Source organism: Maritalea myrionectae DSM 19524 (assembly GCF_000423365.1).
GTDB lineage: Bacteria > Pseudomonadota > Alphaproteobacteria > Rhizobiales > Devosiaceae > Maritalea > Maritalea myrionectae.
On record NZ_AUHV01000003.1, the window covers coordinates 606,995 to 628,495 of the forward strand.

At 52.8% G+C, this 21,501-nt stretch carries 16 protein-coding genes; 2 read left to right on the top strand and 14 right to left on the bottom strand.

Translation table 11 applies throughout. The features are described from left to right. Window positions 1-3: 3 nt before the first annotated feature. From G549_RS0109100 to G549_RS19700, 8 genes are all read right to left on the bottom strand, one after another. The gene (locus G549_RS0109100; protein ID WP_027834766.1) at window positions 4-4,185 is read right to left on the bottom strand and encodes a translocation/assembly module TamB domain-containing protein; all 4,182 of its coding nucleotides are present in this window, start codon (window positions 4,183-4,185) and stop codon (window positions 4-6) included. Window positions 4,186-4,212: 27 nt separating this feature from the next. Continuing rightward, a complete protein-coding gene (locus G549_RS0109105) occupies window positions 4,213-6,111 on the bottom strand; it encodes an autotransporter assembly complex protein TamA (protein WP_156905523.1) in 1,899 nt (632 codons plus the stop codon). 325 nt (window positions 6,112-6,436) lie between these two features. Further along, on the bottom strand, window positions 6,437-8,095 hold the full coding sequence (locus G549_RS0109120) for an alkaline phosphatase family protein (RefSeq protein ID WP_027834768.1): 1,659 nt from the start codon (window positions 8,093-8,095) through the stop codon (window positions 6,437-6,439). Between the two features lie 8 nt (window positions 8,096-8,103). Then, entirely contained in the window at window positions 8,104-9,603 is a 1,500-nt protein-coding gene (locus G549_RS0109125) for a tripartite tricarboxylate transporter permease (RefSeq protein WP_027834769.1), read from the bottom strand. A gap of 11 nt (window positions 9,604-9,614) precedes the next feature. Next, window positions 9,615-10,031 (bottom strand): tripartite tricarboxylate transporter TctB family protein, encoded by a 417-nt coding sequence (locus tag G549_RS0109130; protein WP_027834770.1) that lies wholly within the window; start codon window positions 10,029-10,031, stop codon window positions 9,615-9,617. 57 nt (window positions 10,032-10,088) lie between these two features. Further along, window positions 10,089-11,024 (bottom strand): tripartite tricarboxylate transporter substrate binding protein, encoded by a 936-nt coding sequence (locus G549_RS0109135; RefSeq protein WP_084634107.1) that lies wholly within the window; start codon window positions 11,022-11,024, stop codon window positions 10,089-10,091. Between the two features lie 61 nt (window positions 11,025-11,085). After that, window positions 11,086-11,586: a MarR family winged helix-turn-helix transcriptional regulator gene (locus G549_RS0109140; protein ID WP_027834772.1), complete on the bottom strand. Its 501-nt coding sequence runs from the start codon at window positions 11,584-11,586 to the stop codon at window positions 11,086-11,088. A 145-nt stretch (window positions 11,587-11,731) separates the two neighbouring features. Beyond that, window positions 11,732-14,092, bottom strand: coding sequence for a bifunctional diguanylate cyclase/phosphodiesterase (locus G549_RS19700; protein ID WP_051213582.1), 2,361 nt, complete (start codon window positions 14,090-14,092; stop codon window positions 11,732-11,734). A gap of 176 nt (window positions 14,093-14,268) precedes the next feature. On the opposite strand from G549_RS19700, the gene G549_RS0109150 reads away from it, so the two are divergent. Continuing rightward, entirely contained in the window at window positions 14,269-14,769 is a 501-nt protein-coding gene (locus tag G549_RS0109150) for a ClbS/DfsB family four-helix bundle protein (RefSeq protein ID WP_027834773.1), read from the top strand. A gap of 35 nt (window positions 14,770-14,804) precedes the next feature. Continuing rightward, complete coding sequence (locus G549_RS0109155; RefSeq protein WP_027834774.1) at window positions 14,805-15,323, top strand: DUF4199 domain-containing protein; 519 nt, start codon at window positions 14,805-14,807, stop codon at window positions 15,321-15,323. 11 nt (window positions 15,324-15,334) lie between these two features. Here the strand turns inward: G549_RS0109155 and G549_RS0109160 are convergent, their stop codons facing one another. The 6 genes from G549_RS0109160 to G549_RS0109185 all read right to left on the bottom strand — a co-directional run bounded on the left by G549_RS0109160 (window position 15,335) and on the right by G549_RS0109185 (window position 21,362). Beyond that, entirely contained in the window at window positions 15,335-15,952 is a 618-nt protein-coding gene (locus G549_RS0109160) for a GNAT family N-acetyltransferase (protein ID WP_051213583.1), read from the bottom strand. A gap of 51 nt (window positions 15,953-16,003) precedes the next feature. Next, window positions 16,004-16,930 (bottom strand): ABC transporter ATP-binding protein, encoded by a 927-nt coding sequence (locus G549_RS0109165; RefSeq protein WP_027834776.1) that lies wholly within the window; start codon window positions 16,928-16,930, stop codon window positions 16,004-16,006. Continuing rightward, window positions 16,930-17,739 carry an ABC transporter ATP-binding protein gene (locus tag G549_RS0109170; protein WP_027834777.1) on the bottom strand — a complete coding sequence of 270 codons (810 nt, stop codon included), beginning with the start codon at window positions 17,737-17,739 and terminating at the stop codon, window positions 16,930-16,932. Before G549_RS0109170 ends, G549_RS0109165 begins: the two co-directional genes overlap by 1 nt. Continuing rightward, window positions 17,736-18,650, bottom strand: a complete 915-nt coding sequence (locus G549_RS0109175; protein ID WP_027834778.1) for an ABC transporter permease — start codon at window positions 18,648-18,650, stop codon at window positions 17,736-17,738. The genes G549_RS0109170 and G549_RS0109175 overlap by 4 nt, the downstream gene beginning before the upstream one ends. 3 nt (window positions 18,651-18,653) lie before the next feature. After that, complete coding sequence (locus G549_RS0109180) at window positions 18,654-19,631, bottom strand: ABC transporter permease (protein WP_027834779.1); 978 nt, start codon at window positions 19,629-19,631, stop codon at window positions 18,654-18,656. Between the two features lie 75 nt (window positions 19,632-19,706). Next, window positions 19,707-21,362: an ABC transporter substrate-binding protein gene (locus G549_RS0109185; protein WP_027834780.1), complete on the bottom strand. Its 1,656-nt coding sequence runs from the start codon at window positions 21,360-21,362 to the stop codon at window positions 19,707-19,709. Between the last annotated feature and the right edge of the window lie 139 nt (window positions 21,363-21,501).

Here is a 21,501-nt window from a genome sequence, read left to right on the forward strand (position 1 = left end):
GCCTTAATAGTCGCGTTCAAAAAAGATACCGGCCTCGGTGTTGCCATCGCCAGAGGTTTCACCGCGCGCCTTCAAACTATCTGTAATTTCAAGGTCAATCGTCACCTTATCGTCTTCGGCCCTGCTGCCCTTTTCCACATTCACATAGGTGCGATCATTCAAATAAGCGCCCACGCCCACTGTGGTTTCGCCCTGCTCATTGCTCTTAATGTCGATATTGTCGACCCCCGCCAACGAGCGCAACCGATCAAGCAAACCTGGCCCGGAATTAGAGCCGTTCAGCGTCGCCACCGCATTGGCCAATTGTGCCAATTGCAACGGCGACAATTCCCCAAGGCTCTTGCCAAAGAACAAATTGGCCACCACTTCATCTTGCGGCAAGCTGGGGGTTGATTGGAATGAAAATTCTGGCGCCGATGCATAGCCCTGCACGATGATGGAATAGATATAGCCATCACCGCGCGTGCTGGCGCTGAAGTTTAATGAGGGGTCCATGGTGCCACGGAACATGACCCGTCCTGTGTCAAAATCAAAACGCTTGGTCAGCAAGTCAACTCGCCCACGCAGCAGGCTAATTTGTCCGGATGGCGATGGCTTACCCGTTGTGCCCAAAATACGCATCTGGCCGCCCAACTCTGCGTCAACGCCACGACCGCGCACATAAATGCGCCGCGGGGCATTGACCTGAATATCCAAATTCATGCCGCCAGCAGCGCCCGCCGACGATGGTTTGGGGGCCAACTCCGCCGCTTGCTTTTGCACCGCGCCCGAGGCGCCCTTATGTTGTATATCAACAGGCGACACACCGCCACCCAACTGCTCAGGAATAACAATGCTGGCCTGATCAATATTGGCAACACCACCAATCGATCCACCAGTGGCGAGTGGACCTTTCAAGGTCAAATCGGCATTAAACTGAGTTGAAAGCGTACCATCTTCATATGATCCATTGCGGACACGAATAGCATAATCACTTTGCAGATTATCCGCTGCACGCAGCGATGTCTCGCCAGTGATCGACAATTGCCCACCGCCGCCAATGACGCCGTTTAACTTGACCACTTGCGCGCGATCATTGTTGAGCGCGATGGTGCCGGAAATGCCCGAAACCGAGACTTTCGATGCCACATCTAAAAGCCTTGCGTCACTGGTGTTGATCTGCCCTTGATAGCGCGGCACATCCAAACTGCCTGAGATTTGCGCATTAACAGAAGCTGCACCGGTCAGCCGGATACCAGATCGCGACAGTGGCCGCGCCAAATATTCAAATGGCAACTGCCCCGTAACATCCACATTCAATGCCTTGGACTGGAGATTTATCCGACCGTTCGCCCGGGCAGACGCACCGCCGCCGCCAATATCATTCTCCATCACCAACTGATTGTTGGCTAGCTCGCCATTCCCAGTCAGGGAGAGCGCTGCCAATTGATTGGATCGGCTGAGCGCCACAGAAACCCCTTGGGCCTGATATTGATAGTCAATTTTCGGATTTGCTGGCGCACCTGTGATCTTGGCGGTTGCCGTTAGATTACCTTCAAGAGCCTGTCCTGTGCTGGCAACATTTTCCACCAAATTCAGCGGGATATCCGTCAATCGCACATCTATATCAAGCTGATCGCCGATCGAGCCATTCGCAGACACACGGCCAGGACCCACCCTCAACTCGGGTAGATCAATTGCGATGCCCTCAGCCCTTTGATCGATTTGCGCAGGTTCTGCCAAACGCAACGGTATATTTTGATAGCGGCCGCTCAATTCTGAAAGCGTCACGCCGGCACCCGCTTCATTCAACTGCCCTGCGCCCGCAACCCGCACCGCCTCGCCCGCATAAGTGCCCTGCAACACAAAGGGATAGGTCTCCCCTTCGCTTTGCACGTCAAAACGTAGATCGCTCAATCGCTCATTGGCGATTTCGACTGTTTCGATATTTGTGTTTGCCGCCAGCAGCAATTCGCCGAACACATCTTTTGCCTGCGCATCAATAAACGTATTCTGCGCGGTCACTGTCGCCGTCGATAAACTATCCGACTGCAGCTTCAGCGTCGCATTCTGTTTCCCGTCCAAAGCTTCAAGCACCAAGCTGCCTTTAAGATTGCCCGCCATTTGGTCCTGCAACAATAGCGGCGCCAGTTCCTTCAAATCCGGAAAATCAAGATCAAGACTACCATCCAACAGCCCGTCATTTCCAATCACTAGGGCCCCCTGGGCACGACCGCCCGGCAACTCGGCCACCAGATCGCGAACCATCCGCCGGCCATCCTCCTGCTGCATAAACTCAGCCTTGATCGCTACAGGCGATTGGCGATAGTTGGCGGAAACATCTACGCGCACACCGTCAGCAAACCCGCCTTCAATCGTCCCGCTCAGATCGTCCAGCGGTTCGCCTTCAAGGGCGACACCGTCGCTGGTCAACTGCAACTTCAATTGCGGATCGGCCAATGTGCCCGATGCATCAAGATCAAAACGCGCCTGCCCTTGCAAACGCGGGTCGAAAGCTGCCAGTTCGGCAAACCCCACTTGGCCCTTTGCCCCAAGGCCCTCGCCCGTCAATTCGGCGCTTAGCTCTGCATTGAGGTTGGGGCTACCGATAATCAAACGCTCAGCCGCCAGCTTTTGCCCATCGCGAACGAAGCGCAGCTCAATGTCGGCGGTGCCATCGGCGAACAATTGGCTATAAATGCCGCGCGCCGCGCCATCAATTTTTGCGTCCACCTCAGCCCACAAATTCTGCGTTTTTAGCTCGAACGCACCTTGCCCAGCCGCATTCATGCCCTGGCTTTTCAGCGCGAGCCCATTAAACGCGATTTGGTCCGGCGTGATATCGAGGGCGGTTTCAAGCGTGATGGGCCCCTCAAGCAAGGGATCGATCTGCGGATTGTCGATCTGCGCTGCTTCGGCACGCGCAGCGAAACGCATGGCCCCACGCGGCTCATTAAGATCAAACGCTTCGGCAGTCAGCACAAATTGGGCATCGCGCACCGACGCCTGTGCGCTGTCAAACTGCGCCAATGCGCCCTCAAGCTGCAATGTTACACCGGACAATGGCCCGTTCAATTTCCCATCCAGCGTCACCGCACCCAGGCGAAATTCTCCTTGTTCGTTTGGATTAAACGCGACTTCGGTCTCGTCATCGCCAAAACGCCCTTCAAGCGCCAAATCAACATTGTCTGTGGCATAGGTGCCTGAAGCGCTGAACGTGGTAAGCGCCGACGTAAATCGCGCTGTGTCGATCACAAACTGGCCATTGGCTTGCCGCGCTGCGCGCAGGGTCAGCTCGGAATTGCCCGCCACAAACGGCACCAACATGTCCGGCATAAGCGGCGCCAGTTGGCCTTGCAAGTCAGCCTCAAGCCCCTGGTCTTCACCTTCCAGATTGAGCAGCAATTGCCCAACAGCTGTTTCCCGACCATCCAACGCAACTTTAAGGTCTGCCGCCAAGGCAGAAAGGGGACCACGCGTCGCGATTTCTGCTTCAAATGCTGGCCGCCCCGGAATGTCGATCAAATCAGCAAAAAAACCATTGCCGGATTCGTCAATGCGTAGGTTCAAACCAAACCCATCCGCTTGCGGCGCGATTGACCAATCGGCCTGCATGATCGGCACATCACGGTCAGCAGACATCAGGCGCAAATCACCTTCCGTGGTCAAGGGCGCGTTGCGTGCATCGATATTGCCGTGAAGCGACAAACGGCGTGCAACCCCCAACACAGGGGCATCCAAAATGATGTCCTGAATATCGATTTGATTGATGTCGGCAGCGCGCAGCGGCTCCGGCAACAATTGTTGCGGCAGCTTAAACCCACCTTCGGCCGGCGTCTCATTGGGCGCAGCCTCTGGGAACCGGCTGACATGCACCTGCCCCACCACCAGCTTGTCCAACATCAACCTGCGAGAAAAGAGCTGTCGAAACTGATAGTCTAGCTGCACATCTTTGAGCTTGACCCAAACACCCTGTTTGTCCAATACCCGCACTTCGTCAATGCGAAGTTTGTCGCCCAAAACCTGCCTGAGGCCAGAAATTTCAATTTGCTGGTCCTCAGTGCTCGCGGTTCGCGCGATATAGTCAGCGGTAAAGTCGCGCCCTGGCGCGGTGAGCAACAAAAATGAAACAGCACCAAGCGCCAACGCAACCGCCACCACAAGGGGCAGCGTAATCCGCCAAATCCAGATTTTAGCCGCATTCATAAAGGTGCCTTTGGTTGGGTTCAGCTTCTAAAAAGCCTGTCCTATACCAAGATATAAGCCATAATTTGGTTCCCCAGAAATATTTTTCAAAGGAATGGCCAAATCAGCCCGAATGGGCCCCAGCGGCGTCAAATAACGCACGCCTACACCAACGCCAGTGTATAAGTCGCCGCCCTGACCGGGCACGCTTGACGTAAAGGCACCGCCCATATCCACAAAGCCAACCACCCCGATTTGCTCGGTCACGCGATAACGCGCCTCAACCGAGGTTTCGAGGAACGACAGGCCGCCCGAAGGATTGCCAGATAAGGTGCGAGGCCCTGCCGCTTGGAACGCATAGCCACGGATGGACCCAGCGCCGCCGGCAAAGAACCGCCGATCGACCGGCACATCAGCCAAATCCGCCCCAATGATAGATCCGGCCGCCACGCGCCCCGCAAGCACAAGCTTCGCCTCATCATCAAAGGCATAATAGGTGCTGGCTTTCACTGAGGTTTTGATAAATTGCGCTTGATTAGCAATCGCATAGGTCGGCTCAGCATAGGCGACAGCGAAAAAGCCTTCGGTTGGGTTTAGCGAATTATCCCGCGTGTCATAGGTCAATTCAAATGGTGCCGATATGATCGACTGATTGGTGGTCACGCCATCAACCGTCAACACAGCATACTCACCCGTCAAACCGCCCCGAACACTCAAATCGTCATTTATCTGATGGCTGAGGCTGGTTTCAATTTTGCCGCCACGCTTTGTAAAGGCCTTTGGGTTCTCAATATCGAACGATATTTTGCCTTCAAAACTTGTTTTTGGGCCAAAAGCATTCGGTTTGAAATAAACCAACGCTGTGTGGAAATCCATTTTATCAAGGCCACCTTGGCCGATGCGATTGACCGACCCTTCAACGCGCACTTTTTCCGCGCCGCCAAATAGATTGCGGTGCACCCAGAAACCCTCAACACCCAATCCATCGGTGTTGCCAATGGTGGCACCCACGCCGATGGTGCGCGGCTTACGCTCGCTAACCTCGATAACAAGGTCCACAAGGTCTGGCCGATCCGCGCGCCGCTCGCGTTTGATCACAACACTATTAAACACGCCAAGCTCTTGCAGATCGCGTGTCGCACGTTTGATGGTCTGTGGTCGATAAATCTCGCCGCGCGGCAAATCAGCAATTTCAATGATGGTGTCTTCGCGCATATCTTTTGCACCACTCACCCGCACATCGCCAATATGGGCCAATTGGCCCGTTTCAATGCGCAGCAAAACGTCCAATTGATTGACGCTGTGATCGGCTTCAATGGTGCGGTCCACCACTTCAGCAAAAGCATAACCCTTTTCGCGCCATTCCGTCATAATGGCATTCTGCGCGCTAAGGATGGCATCCGATTTGGCGGTTTCGCCTGCCCGCAATCCATAATCGGCAACCACCAGCGGTTGGTCATTCACGCGCACATCTGGCGCAGAAAACACAAATTGCGACCCGGCATCCACCTGAATGGTCACCTGTGCCACTTTGCCCTGCAAATTGATGTCCAACGGCACCTGATCCAACGGAACCCCATCAATAAGAATGGTCAGCACGGCACCATAATGAGCCTCACCATAAAGCGCGGCAACAATACGTTTTTGATCGACCTGCGCGCGGGTCAACAGGCTCACGCTATCTTCCGGCGCCTCGCCCTGATCACCAACCAACAGCGAAGCATCCGCAATCACTTGTTCCAGCTCGGCCTTATCAACTTGAATTTGCGTCGCGTAGCGCACTTCACCGGCGACCGGGGTCACCTCAGCAGCATTGCTCACGCGGGCTTCACCGCCGCCAAACGGCCAAAGTTGCCCAAAATCGAACGCAAAAGCGGGCGCCGCAGCCAAAGATAGCGCAGCCCCCAATGATACCCCAACAAAAACCATACGCACCAAATTCGACAATTTGCTGCTACTCCAAACACTTAACTTGCGATCGATCTTAACCGCTAAACCCTACCATAGTGATAAAGCCGTTTCAAAAGCCCTTTTCAACCCAAAGCATAAAATATGCAATGGCTCATTCTCCAAGTTGCACCTGTCACCGAAGCGACATTGAACTCTTCCAAAAGGCGAACTGTTGAAATTGAAATCGCTTTGGGCGCGTGAAAGGAGGCAAAAAGCTAGGGTTCAGCATCGGCAATTATCGCCAACAAGGCGATTTAGACGCATCGGACAAACCCATCGCACGGCATGTGGATAGGGGTGCAAATTTTCGTGAACCGACAGGCTAGTTGGCTTTCTTGCCCTTACCTTTGATCGGCTCAACCTTCTCTTCAGGCACTTCGGTTCCGTCGAAAAGGCCCAAGAAAATGCCCTTGTCCAGCGCCTTGCCACGCATCTTCCTGATGCGCGCGTCCGAGATGGCCGTGCGCTGCGACATGCGCCGCGCCCACGCTCCTAAACGCTTATACATTTGTTCCCGCACCGGAAAATGCGACGCGCTATCGCCCAAATCATAATACTCATTCGGATCGTCATTCAGGTCAAACAGCATCGGGCGCATATCTCCCTCGGCATGCACCAATTTCCAATCCTTATCCGCCACCATAAACAACCGACAGTCTTCAGGCTCCAGGGCCAATTTTTCCGCTGCCAATGTGGTGGAATAATCATATTCAGAGATCACAAATTCGCGCCAATCTTCTGGCTTTTCACCTTGCAAGAAGGGCATTAGAGAGCGGCCCTCCACAATGTGGTTGGGAATGTCCTGGCCAAACCATTCCAAAAAGGTCGGGACCAGATCAATGGCTTCCACCAGCTCATCACACACAGTGCCTCGTGTCGCATCAGCGTCGGCACTCGGGTCATAAATAATCAGCGGCACTTTGACCGAACATTCATGGAATAGGTCTTTTTCACCCAGCCAATGATCCCCCAAATAATCCCCATGATCGGATGTAATCACGATCATGGTATTGTCCATTTGTCCGGTCTCTTCGAGATAAGCAAACAGCCGCCCCATTTGATCATCACATTGTTTGATCAAACCCATATAGGCGGGGATCACCTTCTCCCGCACCTCATCTTTGGAAAAGCTCTGCGCCACCAGATTTTCCATATAGGCGCCATAAACCGGGTGCGGATACGCCTTCTCCTGAGAACTGCGCTGCACCGGCAAAATATGCTCTGGGCCATACATGTCATGATAGGGCGCGGGCACAATATAGGGCCAATGCGGCTTGATATAGGAGAGGTGACACAACCACAGTTTATCCGCATCGCGGCGCTCCTCCATAAACTGGATCGCTTGGCTGGTCAGCCAAGGTGTCTCGGAATCTTCTTCCTTGATGTTGGCGGGCTGATCCGCATTTTGCATCAACCAACCGGAAGCAATATCGCCCTCTTCATTCAGCGCCGCGTTGGCATTCTCATGCCAGGGATTATGCGCTTCATAGCCCTTATCTTTCAGATATTCATTATAGGGCGAGCGCTTGCTGTCATAGAGCCCGCCAATCCCTTCGGCCCACAATCCATCATCGCGAATATAGGCATCGAACCCGCATTCCGATTGCCGTGCGCCAATCACGCTATCGGGCATAATGCCCAACCGCTTCAGCCCGGCCTCATCAGCCTGCATATGTGTTTTGCCAATCAGATAGCAGTCAATGTCCCCATTGCGCAGATGATCCCCAAGCGTAAACTCGCCCACCTTCAGCGGAAAATTGTTCCGCTGCGCCCCATGGCTGTGCACATAACGCCCCGTATAATAGCTCATGCGCGACGACCCACAGATGGGCGACTGCACATAAGCGCGGGTAAAGCGCACGCCCTTTTCTGCCAAACTGTCCATATGCGGCGTCTTCAAATGTGGATGCCCCTGACAGCTCAGATAATCAAACCGGAGCTGATCAAACATAATGAAAAGGACATTTTTCTTCTGGGTCATAAAAACCTCTATAATTCTTTTTGGCGATCAGCCCAGATCATCCACACCATGGTGATCAAAGCGATCGCGAATAGGGCTAAAGCTATGGGGTAATTGATCAAGGCCAGCACATTGCCATCCAGCAGAACAAGGCTTTGCGACAGGGCAATTTCAAATCGCCCGCCGAGGAAAAAGGCGATGATGAAAATAACGGGCGAAAAACCAAAGCTGGTCATCACATAGCCAAGCGCTGCTGCCATCAGCATGATAATCACGCCGAACACGCCGCCAGTGGCCAAATAGACCCCGGCGATACATAGCAAAATGGCGGTGGAGAAAATGACGGATTCCGGCGCGCGGATCACAAAGGACCATAGCCGCAATCCCAATTGTCCCACAAACAGATTGGCAAAATTGGCCATAATCATCGCCCCAAACAAGCCATAGACCAGCCGCCCCTGCTCTTCAAAAAGCAACGGCCCCGGCTGAATACCATGGATGACGAAGGCGGAAATGATCAGTGCCGCACCCACACTGCCAGGAATGCCGAGTGTCAAAAGTGGAATCAAATTGGCCCCCATCACCGCAGAATTGGCGCTTTCCGCTGCGGCAATGCCTTGCAAATTGCCTTTGCCAAAGCTGTCAGGGTCTTTCGATGATTTCTTGGTCGCAGCATAGGACATGAAGGCCGCTGCCGTGGAACCGACACCGGGCAATGCCCCCAATATGGTGCCAATGGCAGCACCACGCAGCATGGTAAAGCGACAAGCCCAATATTCGGCAAAGCTCACGCGCCGATCGGCCGCAGTCATGTCCTTTGGCTGATCAATGGTGGCAGACGCGCCCTTCTTGCTGCTGGCCAGCCGCCGCAAGATTTCGGCCACGGCCAACATGCCGATGGCCACGGCTGCCAAAGACAACCCGTCAAACAATTCAAAATAGCCGAAATAATAGCGCGGCGTCGCGTGTTCAGGGTCCAACCCAACAGTCGCCGCCAACATGCCCAGCGCTGCCGCGATGATGCCTTTGGAAATGCTCTTGCCCACAAGTCCCGCAATCACGGAAAAGGCAAAAACCATCAGCGCGAGAATTTCCACCGGCCCCATCTTCAACGCCACCAGCGCCAGCGGCGCGGAAATCGTCACCAACACAATGTCGGAAAATGTGTCGCCCGTGACAGACGAATAGAGCGCCATCTTGGTCGCTTTCTCCGGCTTGCCCTGCTGCGCCAACGGATGCCCATCCATCGCGGTCGCCGCCGCATCTGGCGTGCCGGGCGTATTGATCAAAATCGCAGGCACCGCACCGCCCACCAAACCGCCCTTATTGATGCCGACCAAAAAGGCAATCGCAGGCAGCGGGTCAATCACAAAGGTGAAGGGAATAGCAATAGCCATGGCCATCACCGGACCAATGCCGGGCATTGCCCCCACAAACTGCCCCAACATGACGCCACACACCACAAACATCAAATTGATGGGGGTAAAAGCGTCAGCAAATCCAGCTAAAATAACGGAAAGATCGACCATAAATTATCCAGTTAGAACAAAGGGCGTTCGAGCACATATTCAATGAGAAAGGAAATAGTGACAGGTAAAACCACCGCCCCGACCAGCAACCATGGCCAGCGCCGCTCACCGACGAGCACCATCAACACAAGGGCCAGCATCGGCGCAACGAACACATATCGCCATTGCGCCATCGCCCAAAGGCCAATGCTGATCACCAACAGGAAGCCTGCTGCCCGCGCCATTTTCGGAAAATCGATCTGCTGTTCTTGCGGTGTGGAAATCGCCAATGTCGTCCCGGCCAGAATCATAATCACCGCCATCACATTCGGCACCGTGTTGGGCCGCAGCCAGCCATATCCCACCGTTTCGGTGGCGGCGGGCGTGATCAGGAAAAAAAGGGCCGCGCCAAACAAAATAACGGCGATGCCTGTCAATCGATCAGTCATGAATGAAGTCCTGAAAAAGGGAAAGGCTGCCCCCTCAAAGGGGCAGCCAATTCAAGCTTAGTTGAACAAGTCGCCAACGCTTTCCAGCCCGTCTTCCATCATTTTTTTCGTGCCGTCTGGTCCCAAATTGTTGGTGCTGTTTTGCATCACATTGGTCACCACATCCTGCACTTTGTCAGACTTGATGGCAGCATCCAACGCCGCCGCCAAAGCGGACTTGGCGTCATCTGAAAGCCCTTTAGGCGCTGCAAAGTAGAAATAAGGGTCGGTGTAAAGATCATACCCTTGCTCCTGCAAAGTTGGTACATCTTGCGCATAGGAATGGCGATCCGCATTGGCACTTGCCAACATCTTTACATCGCCTTTTTCCAAATATTGAATATGCGTCCCCGCATTGAACGAGGCCTGCACCTGGCCGCCCAACACAAACTGCACCATCTCAGCAGAGCTCTTCGTCGAGACCAGCTTAAAGCCAGCGCCCGTCTGCTCGTTGAGTGCCATCAGCATCAACTCTTGCGGCTTCGCGTCAAACGCAACAGGCACACCGCCCTGCTCTTTCGAATATTCTACCAAGCTCGCAATATCATCAAACGGCGCGTCGTCTCTCGCGATAATCGCCAATTGTGCCCGCGTCACCGTGCCAAGATAATCAAAGCTGTCCAAATCAAATGGCAATTGATCGCCACGCAAGGTGAGGTTGATCAAGACAGGCATGGATACACCCATCGCGATAACGGACCCATCGGCGTCCGCATTCAACAACCCAGTGAACATGGCAATACCGCCGCCGCCAGGTTTGTTTTGTGGCACCACGTTCCAGCCTGTTTGCTCTTCCATGGTCGCCGCGATCACACGGCCAAGCGTGTCTGTTTCGCCACCGGCACCAAAGCCGATTTGCAATTCAACCGACCCAGATGGCGCCCAATCCTGCGCCAAAGCTGGCCCGGCAATCGACATTATCGCCGCACATGCAACTGCAATAATTCTGTTCATTTTATTCCTCCCTATCGCTTCTTTCGAAACTGTTCATGCTCAACGCGCTTCAGGATATCGATTATCCTGCTTGTTGCGCTTCATCATTGCTGGCCAATTGCGCCGCCTTCGCCACGCGCTCAACCATGTCGAGGAATTGTGCTTTTTCCGTTTCGCTCAAAACCGCATCAATTTGCTGGTGATAGCCCTCGATCACAGGTTGCACCCGATCAAAATAGGCTTGGCCTTTTTCGCTTAAGGCAAAAATCCGCACCCGACGGTCCCGCGCCGATTGCTTGGATTCAATTATGCCTTTTTGCTCCAGCTTCATTAGAGCACGGCTGACTTGCGCCTGCTCAATGCCAGCGAAATCAACAAGCTCTTTTTGCGATGGTTTTTCGCTTTGTGAAATACACAAACATATGCGCCATTCCACCAAGCCAAGATCGCCATTGGCCGCCAACAACATCGAAATTTGTCCGCGCAACAGCCGCGCCAAGCGCTGTGCCGCAACGGAAAGCTCACTCGCTGTCTCCGGAATGTGATCTAGCCGCAATATGGAATTGCTTTTTAGGTCCGTCATATCTCTTTTCACTCATCCCCACTGCTAGATTATATGACTTATCATTTAATGACAAGTCATCTTGTTTTGACTCCCGCGATTCATAAAAAAAGCACGACAGGTTCGTCTCTGTCATGCCCGCCGCGCAGCTCAAATGCAGGGGTTGTCAGCCCTTGATGCCAACCACCTTAACCGGGGTTTCTTTTTGCGGGCTCAACATTTCATAGCGCTGCGGCTTGCCATAGTAAAAGCCTTGTACCAAGTGGCACCCATGCTCGAGCAAAAAGCTAAGCTGCTCTTTATTCTCCACCCCTTCAGCCAAAATGGGCACCGACAGGGCATCCCCAAGCGACAGCACCGCCCGAAACACGCCTTTTGAGCGTTGATTGTTGTCAATATCATCAATCAAAGACTTATCGAGCTTGATCTTATCAAATGGGAAAGCCCGCAACATGGCCAGTGAAGAATAGCCTGTGCCAAAATCATCGACAGAAATGGCAATGCCCATATCCTTGAGCTTTTGCAACACCGATATGGCCTTCTTCTGATCGCTGATAAAGCTGCTTTCGGTCACTTCAAGTTCCAAGCGTTCCGGCGGCAACCCACTCTCGAGCAAAATGTCTTGCACCTGTTCCGCAAAATTAGGCGCAGTCAATTGCGCTGGCGAAAGGTTCACCGAAACGGGAAGTTTTGAGGGCCAGCCTGCCGCTTCTTCGCACGCCTTGCGCAACACCCATTCGCCCAACATGCCGATCAACCCGGTTTGTTCAGCCAAAGGAATAAAGGTCATGGGCGGCATGAGGCCCTTTTCGGGATGGTGCCAGCGCACAAGTGCTTCATAGCCTGCCACTGTTTCATCGGGCACATTCATTTGCACTTGATAATGCAGCACCAGCTGGTCAGTTTGAATGCCCAGCCGCAATTCATCCACCAACTGACGGCGCTTGCGAATGCTGTCATCCATCCCCTTATCATAAAGGCAAATCTGCTGATCATCGGAGGTTTTGGCGCGATACATGGCCAGATCCGCATTGTTCAGCAATGTGTTGATCTGTCGCCCATCCTCAGGGTAAAGCGCCACACCAAAGCTGGCCGGGCTTTTCAGCACAACGCCCTCATGCTCAATATTTTGCCCCAGTTCGCGTTCCAAGCGTTCTGCCAAATGGATGGCATCATCCTGATGCTCAATTTCGGAAAACACCACAAATTCATCACCACCAATCCGCGCCGCAAATTGGTGTGCTGCCAAGGTTTCCTTCAACCGTTGACCCGTTTTAACCAGCACTTTGTCGCCTGCGGCGTGGCCATACATGTCGTTAATTTCTTTAAAGCGATCCAGATCAATGGCGATCACGGCATAGCAACTTTCCTTGCCAGCCCACTCCAGAATACTTTGAGTGTTTTCCAGGAAGGAAGCGCGGTTGCGCAGTCCGGTCAAACTGTCATATTGCGCTAGAAACGAGATTTTCTCTTCTTGTGCCAGACGCTGGCTGATGTCGCGCAAAGCCAAAATCGTCAGCGGTTGGCCATCATCGCTCACCTGCTCGGTTTGAACCGCCAGTTCTACCGGCAAGCATGTGCCATCGGCACGCTTGAGATCAGCCGCACTCAGTTTGCCTTCCTGATATTGCCCGACCTGATCAATAAAGGTTTCAGCTGACTTGCCAACAATATCTGCCTTGGACATTTTCACCATGCGCGCAAACTCGCTATTTGCGCCCAGAATTTGATTGCCCCGCACCACCGCCATGCCATCCACGGCACTCTCTGCCAAATGGCGAAAGCGCAGTGTTGCAAATGCCCGCACCTGATTGTCGAGAAAATAGGCGACCGCCCCAGTCCCCAGCACCAAAAGACACACCCCAGCAACAGCAATCGCGATCATGTCCCGCGCTTCTGCCGTGGTCACCTCAGTTGCGCTTGCAGCAAGTGGTGTAATCTCCAATGCCGCCATGCCGGTAAAATGTAAGCTGACAATCGCCAGCACCATCACACCGGCACCTTCAACGATGCGGCGAATCCCGCGCATACGCTGCGTGAGGTAAAAGGCCAGCACCCCAAGTAATACCGCCAACACGACTGAAGCCACGACATAATTCATGTTCCAGACCATCACGGCCCGTGTGGAGAATGCGGTCATGCCCGTATAGTGCATAGCTGAAATCGCCAACCCAAAGACAACCCCGCCAACCGGCGCTGCATACGCAAACCGTTCACCCGCTATGCCATAGGCCGCCACGCAACCTACAATTGCGACAAAAAGTGAAAGAAGAGTGGGCCCAAAATCATAGGCAACAGGCACCCCGGGTTCAAAGGCCAACATCGCTACATAATGCGTGCACCAAATGGTAGACCCAGCTGCGATCGCCCCAATAAAGCCCCAGGCAAAACGTGCTGTGCTGGCCGTAACAAACACCTTTTTAAGCAAGTGGACCGACACAGCCGCGCCAACAGCACAAATCACAGCCGCCAGCGCCACCAGGGCAAAGTCGTGCGCGAAAGCAATACAATTAATTACTCGCAGCATAATAATCTCCTGAGGAGACCATAGGTTTCCAATTGTTACAAAACACTAAATCGGACCAACTGCTCACGCTCAGCGTTAACAAAAAACAAAATTGTCGGACAAATGCGACCGAACTTGACTCAAGTCAATGTAAGTCCCGCTGGCAGGTTCAATCTGTCCTTGTAAAGGAGAAGAAAATGCCTGCTGCAACAAATAAAGACGACCTTATTGCTGTTACCGACAAAGAATATGGCAAGCTCGAAAAACTGCTCGAAACCATCGATGCGGATTTTGCGCTAGAGAAGGACGACGAAGACACGTCGATCAAAGATGTTATCGGCCACCGCGCCCATTGGATTGAGTTGTTCCTTGGCTGGTACAATGATGGCATGGCAGGCAAAGAAGTCTTCTTTCCCGCCAAAGGCTACAAATGGAGCGAACTCAAGCGCTACAACGGCAATTTGCGCGAACAGCAAGCCAATCTATCGTGGAATGACGTTGTCCAACTGCTGGAACAAAACCACAAAAAGATCCGCAAATTTATGGAAGATCACAGCGACAAAGAGCTTTATGGCGGCCCGATGAAAGGCGCCAATAATGATTGGACGCCGGGTCGCTGGGCTGAAGCTGCGGGGCCAAGTCATTATCGCTCCGCCGCCAAATATCTGCGCGCCCGCATCCGCGCACAAAAGAAGTAGCACCGCACATTTATCACATTTTTGGGGAGCAAATAATGACTTTAAACATAATCAAATGGGGCGCAATCGGCGGCCTCATCATGAGCATACTGGCCACATTAGGCTATGCCATTTTCCCGCTCGACAATCCCACCACCTTCCAGTTGGCAGCATTAACAGGCTATATCGGCATGTTTTTGGGATTGGCGATGATTTGGCCCGCGCTGAGCGGCGCAAAAGCCCAGCTTGGGCACGCACCCGCCTTGTTGCCGGCGATTGGGATCGGCCTTGGCGTTGCATTGGTCGCCGGTGTCATATTCGGCCTGTTCAATGTGCTTTATTCGCAAGTTTTCATGCCTGAATTTCTGGACAATTATTACGCCCAGGAACTGGCCCACACTGGTCTGACCGAAGGTCCTGAATATGATCAGAAAGCCGAACAGCTCAATGCCACACGGGACTTCCTGAAACAGCCGCTTAATGGCTTTTTCGCCATGGCAAGCGCGGTGTGGGCATTGGGCATCGTCTATGCGCTCATTTTGCCCTTTGTGTACCGTTGGGCCAAAGGCAAATAAATCAGCACATCTCAGAGGGCGCGCGCAAAAATGGGCGCGCCTTCGTCAGCCACCTGCTCAAATCCCATGGCTTTGTAAAAGCCAATCGCCCGGACATTGTTGCGATTCACTCCAAGATGGATGCCGGACACGCCGTCTGCCCGCAATTGATCAAGAGCGGCGTGCATCAGCTTTTGGCCAAACCCACCGCCCTGCGCTTCTGGCAACAAATTGATATGCAGATGCGCGGGATATTGATCCGCATAGTCAGGCGCGGGTTGTTGGTTTTGCGCCAAGGCATCAAGAAAATTCTGGTCCGCTTCCGTTTCCGGCGTAAAATCGCGTAAACCCTCATTGACCTGCGGCCACCAGCGCGCATGTTGCCATTGCTCATAGGCGCGTGTGTCGGCCGCGGTAACGATGTAACCGACAACCGAGTTGTCTCGCTCCAACACAAAACAATGCGCCGGGTTGAAATGCAAATAGGGCACCGCCCAAATCAGTCCGGGCAAATCCAACCGTGAATAGAGAGAACGCGCGTCGCCGCCGCCAGCTGCAGTGCAGACACAAATATAGCTGATCGCTGCTTCGTCGCTGGGGTGCGCTTGGCGCACCTTCATGTCAGATCCATTCTTGGCCGCATTCGTCATAATCGATCCTCCAGCTAAAAGCGCCATCACCGACGCGACGCGTTCTCCAAACTAAGCGGCCCGCACGAACCGTCCAGCAGCGATTTCTTTCAGCCCCGCCGTGCTGGCTGCTGTTTCCGTACGCACCCGATCCGCGAATTTCGAGAAATCACGCGCATGTTCAAAATCCGCATTAATGCGTGTATGCGCGTTGGGCACAGAGGACAAGAGCAACTGCGAATATGGGTGCTGCGGATCACGCACAATTGCATCCGACGGACCATATTCAACAATACGCCCGCCATACATCACAGCAGTATTTTCTGTGAGGTAATGCGCCGTGGCCAAATCATGGGTGATATAAAGAAACGTAATCCCCCGGTCTGTTTTCAGCCGGTTCATCAGGTTCAAAATAGACCGACGGATCGACACGTCGAGCATCGATGTGGGTTCGTCCGCAATGATCAATTCCGCACCAACAGCCAGCGCCCGGGCCAAATTGATCCGCTGCCGCTGCCCGCCCGAAAGCTCGTGCGGAAATTTGTCCAGCATCACATCTGGCTCTAGTTCCACATCCTCAAGCGTGCGCACCAACTCTTGCTCCAGCGTCGAACCTTCAGGCACGCGCTTGTGCAACGTCAGTGGCCGTGCCAAATGGTGACGCACCGTATGGGTGGGGTTGAGCGACGCAAATGGATCTTGAAACACCATCTGCACTTTTTGCGCGTTTTCGCGCTTTTCTTTTGAGTTACGGGCGCTGGTGATGCTCTTGCCATTCACTAGGATATCGCCTTCATCAATATCAAACATGCCCGCAATGGCGCGGCCACATGTGGACTTGCCAGAGCCACTTTCCCCCACCAATGCCAAGGCTTCGCCCCGGCCCAGTTTGAAGGAAATATCCTGAAGCGCTTTCACCTGCTTGCTGCCGCTAAATATCGTCTTCAGCGTATAGGTTTTCGAAACGCCTTTAACTTCCAAATAGGGTTGATCAGCCATTATGCCACTCCCTTTGCATCATCAAAGCTGGGCATCGCATCCCAAAGTTGCTTGGTGTAATCATGCTGAGGATTGTGCAAAATCTCATGCGCACTGTTCACTTCCACAATCTCACCCTGCAGCATGATGGCGATGCGGTCTGCAAATTGCGACATCAGCGCCAAATCATGGGTGATAAACAGGATCGAAAAGCCGAACTTTTTCTGCAGGCCAGCAATTTCTTGCAAAATCTCGCGCTGCACCACCACATCGAGAGCGGTGGTTGGCTCATCCATGATGATCATTTGCGGCTCAAGAATAAGCGCATTGGCCAGCACCACCCGCTGGCGCATACCGCCAGACAATTGGTGCGGATAATCGTCCAGGCGCGCCGGATCGATGCCCACTAGGTCCATCAACTCCTCGGCCCGCACCCGCGCTGCCGCGGTGTCTTCGCCCGTGTGCCGATGATATACATCGCGGAACTGCTCAAATATCGTCAACACCGGGTTGAGCGCATTCATCGCACTTTGGAACACCAGAGAGACTTTGCTCCAACGCCATTGCGCCAGCTTTTCTTCGTCAAAAGACAAAACATCCTCACCATCAATGGTGATGGTGCCACCTGAAATAAACGCAGGTGGACGATGCAGCCGCATCAAGGCGTAAGCAATTGTCGATTTGCCGCATCCGCTTTCCCCGGCAAGGCCCAAAACCTCGCCGCGATTAATGTGCAGATCAACGCCTTTCACCGCGCGAAACGGACCATCCAAAGTCATATAATCGACTTCAAGCCCTTTCAAATCGAGGAACCGTTCTGATTGTGTCATGATGCAGCTCCTTTCGCGCTTTTATAGGTTTGGTCGAACTTCTTTTGCGCTTTCACCGCTTTGTTGATCGCGCCCAAAGTCCGCAGACGTGGGTTTGAAATCTCATCAACACCAAAGTTCAACAGGCTCAAACCAATGCCAATGGTGACAATCGCAAAACATGGCGCCAGCATTTCCCACCACGCCCCGACAGTGATCGCGGAAGAGGTTTGCGCGTTATAAAGCATATTGCCCCAGGAAACGGCGAGTGGATCGCCCAGCCCCAAAAACTCAAGCGTGGCTTGGGTAATGATCGTGTAAACCACGGACCCGATAAAGTTGAAGCCAATGATAGACAACAGGTTTGGCATCAACTCAACGCAAATAATGCGCCAGCTTGGCTCACCGATCTGCTCCGACGCTTCCACAAATTCACGCCGTCGCAAGGTCAAGGTCTGGGCACGGGTGACCCGCGCCCCCCACGCCCAGGAGGTTAAGCCAATAATAATCGCAATCATAAAGGGGTCAGACTTGCCGATAAAGGCGGCAAGCACCAATAAGAGCGGTAATTGCGGTATGACCAGTGCGATATTGGTGATGAAGTTCAAAGATTCATCTATGACCCCACCAAAATAACCCGCGGTCACGCCAATCAGCGTGCCAATCACAGTAACGATCAGACCAGCCGAAAAGCCAACCATCAATGATGTGCGCGTACCCCACACAAATTGGGTATAAACATCGCGGCCCATGCGTGTTGACCCCATCACATGCTCGACCGAAGGCGCCTGGTGTGGCCGGGCCACCCGTTTCGCCGGATCATGGCTGGTCACAAACGGTGCCGCGAGCGCAAGGCAAATATAGGCCACAACGATCAACAGGCCAGCGGTAGCTTTCTTATTTCGCAGAATAATCGAGAGAAATTTGAACATGATTTATGCCTTCCGCAGCCGTGGATCGAGGAAAATATAGATGAAGTCGATCAACAAGTTCGCCGTCAGCATCGCCAACGTCATGATGATCAACTGCCCTTGGATCAACGGATAATCCCGCGCGATAATTCCTTGGAACAAAATGTTACCCAAACCGGGGTAATTGAACACAATTTCAATAATCAATGAGCCGCCCATGACCGAGCCGAGGCTCAACGCAAACGCCGTCATCGAAGGCAACAACGCATTTCGCGCCGCATAATTGTAGCGCACGCGCTTATCCGTCAGGCCCTTGGCGTGCCCCATGACCACATGTTCTTCGCCCAGCTGCCCAATCATATTGTTGCGCATGGTGATCAAATAGCCACCGATAGACACAAAGGCCAGCGTGCCAATGGGCATCAGCGAGTGATAAAACACCGAAGAAATATAAGCCCAACTAAAACCGGGATCGAGTGACGGATCATAGGCATAGCTGGTGGGCAAAACCTCGAGCACCAGGCCAAACAGATAAAGCGTCAGAATGCCGATCACCAAGGCAGGCACAGATTGCACCGCCAAAGCCGAAGGCGAAATTATACTGTCAAAACCGCCACCGCGTTTCCAAGCGGCATAAATGCCCAGCAAGGAACCGATGCAAAAGGCAAGGATCACAGACGTGCCCGCGAGGAACAATGTCCATGGCAGGGCCTGCATCAAAACATCCATAACCGTAAGTGGGTATTTTTTGATTGAAACACCAAAATCCCAGGAAAAAACGGACTTCAGATAGATGAAATATTCTTCGATGAGAGGGCGCTCGACAAAGCCGAATGTTTCGGCCAAAGCCTTCTTGGCTTCTGGGGGCATGGTGTTGCCCGCATTGGCGAACATAATATCGATGGGGTTACCCGGCATCAGGCGGGGCAGCAGAAAATTGATGGTCGCTGCCACCAAGAATGCCACGAGATAAAACATAATACGTCTGATGATGAAGGACATTTTGGTCTTCCAATCTTTTAAACGATGGGCGGTGCATTGCACCGCCCATCCACTCAAGCTTTCAAAAGGGAGGAACTAGCTCTTCGGCTTGATTGAAAGCAGGTGAAGGATACGCTCTGGGTTGCCATCGTGAACGGTTGGAACCGCTTGGGCATTGTCCGCAGAGAAGAAGCCTTCAAAGCGTGCTGTGTTGTACTGGTACCAGTAAGGGTTGTTGAACACAGGGATGTGCGGCATGTCTTTTGACAAAATCATTTGGATTTCGTCCATGATCTCACGCTGCTCATCAGCATTCGCTGTCTTAAAGAAACCATCCAACAGCTTATCCAACTCTTCATTGGTGTAGCCAGTCACAGAGAAGCGGCTCGTCATCGCTTTGGAAGAGTGGAACGTGTCAAACGCCATATGTGGCGTTACGCCAACCACCAGCGCGTTGATGGCACCTTGGTAAGACCCATCCAGCAATTGCTGGGTCCATGCAGCGGCTTCAGGTGTTGAAACGCTGGCATTAATGCCCGCTTCGTTCAAACCTTCAACGGCCAATTGCACAGTGTTCACCCAGTCGGTCCAGCCATTCGGCACAATCAGATCGAACTGAATTGGCTTGCCTGAAGGTGTATCCAGGAATCCATCGCCGTCCACATCTTTATAGCCAGCGCCATCCAAAAGTGCTGCCGCAGCTTCAACATCATATTCGGTATATTTGCCGTATTGTGCGTCAGCTTCCGGGTTGTTCCAGGCGTGGTAACCACGGCCCAAACCAGATGGGTATTTGTTGATGGTCGGGTAGCCGTAGCCAGCGATGTCAACCATGGCCTGACGATCCATCGCCATAGAGAAGGCACGACGGAAATCAACATCATTAAAGGCTTCTTTGTTGCCTTCAGCAGATGCATTCATGTTCAAGTTGAAAATAACCAATGAGCCGCCTGGGAACCAATATTTGTGGTTTTCAGGATCTTTTGCCACATAGGTTTTTTCAATGTCCGGCAGGAATGAACCAAACCAGTCCAACTCACCCTTCGCCGCAGCGGTCAGAGTTTGGTCGTTGGTTGCGATTTGCGGGAAGCGCATGCAATCAACGTCCAAATCTTCAGCTTGGAAATAGTATGGGTTGCGGCACTGAACATATTCTTGCGGCGTAAAGCGGCGAATTTCGGTCAGTGGGCCAGAACCAACTGGATCTGGGTTGGTGAAGCTTACAGGATCTTCGATATCGGCCCAAATATGTTCAGGCACAGTGTGGATACGTGCAACGTCAAAGATCAAACCAGTGCTTGGCTCTTTGTAGTTCACTTTCACATGTTGATCGTCAACCAACTCAACGCTGTCGATCTTTTCCCAAAGGGCGCGTGTGTCCAGCGCCGGATGTTCTTTGATCAAATTGAAAGTGAAGTAAACGTCATTGGCGTCCAATGTTTCGCCATCTGACCATTTCACGCCATCACGGATTTTGAACGTAACCGAGCTCAAATCTTCAGAATAATCAAAGCTCTCGGCCAAGCGATATTCAGCTTTACCGCCTTGAATGCGGTTAAACACCACGAGCTGCTCAAACATAAAGTCACGTACAGAGCGCACATCTGATGTTTGGTTAAACGGGTTATAAACTTCAGCGAAAGCTGTTGTTTGGTGGGGCACCGCTGTCAAAATGACATCTTCGGCTTGGGCAACAGATGTGCCAGCCATAAGCGCAGCGGTAACCGCTGACAGAATCATGCTTCGACGCATGGGAATTCCTCCTAATATATTATCCTCTACTTGCGATCATTGTGATTGCCGCAAGTCCCTCAGTCCTACCTGTTCGTCTATTGACAAATTTATCGTTGCAGGCGACTTTATACCAAACCAATTGAATACCAAAAGTCAC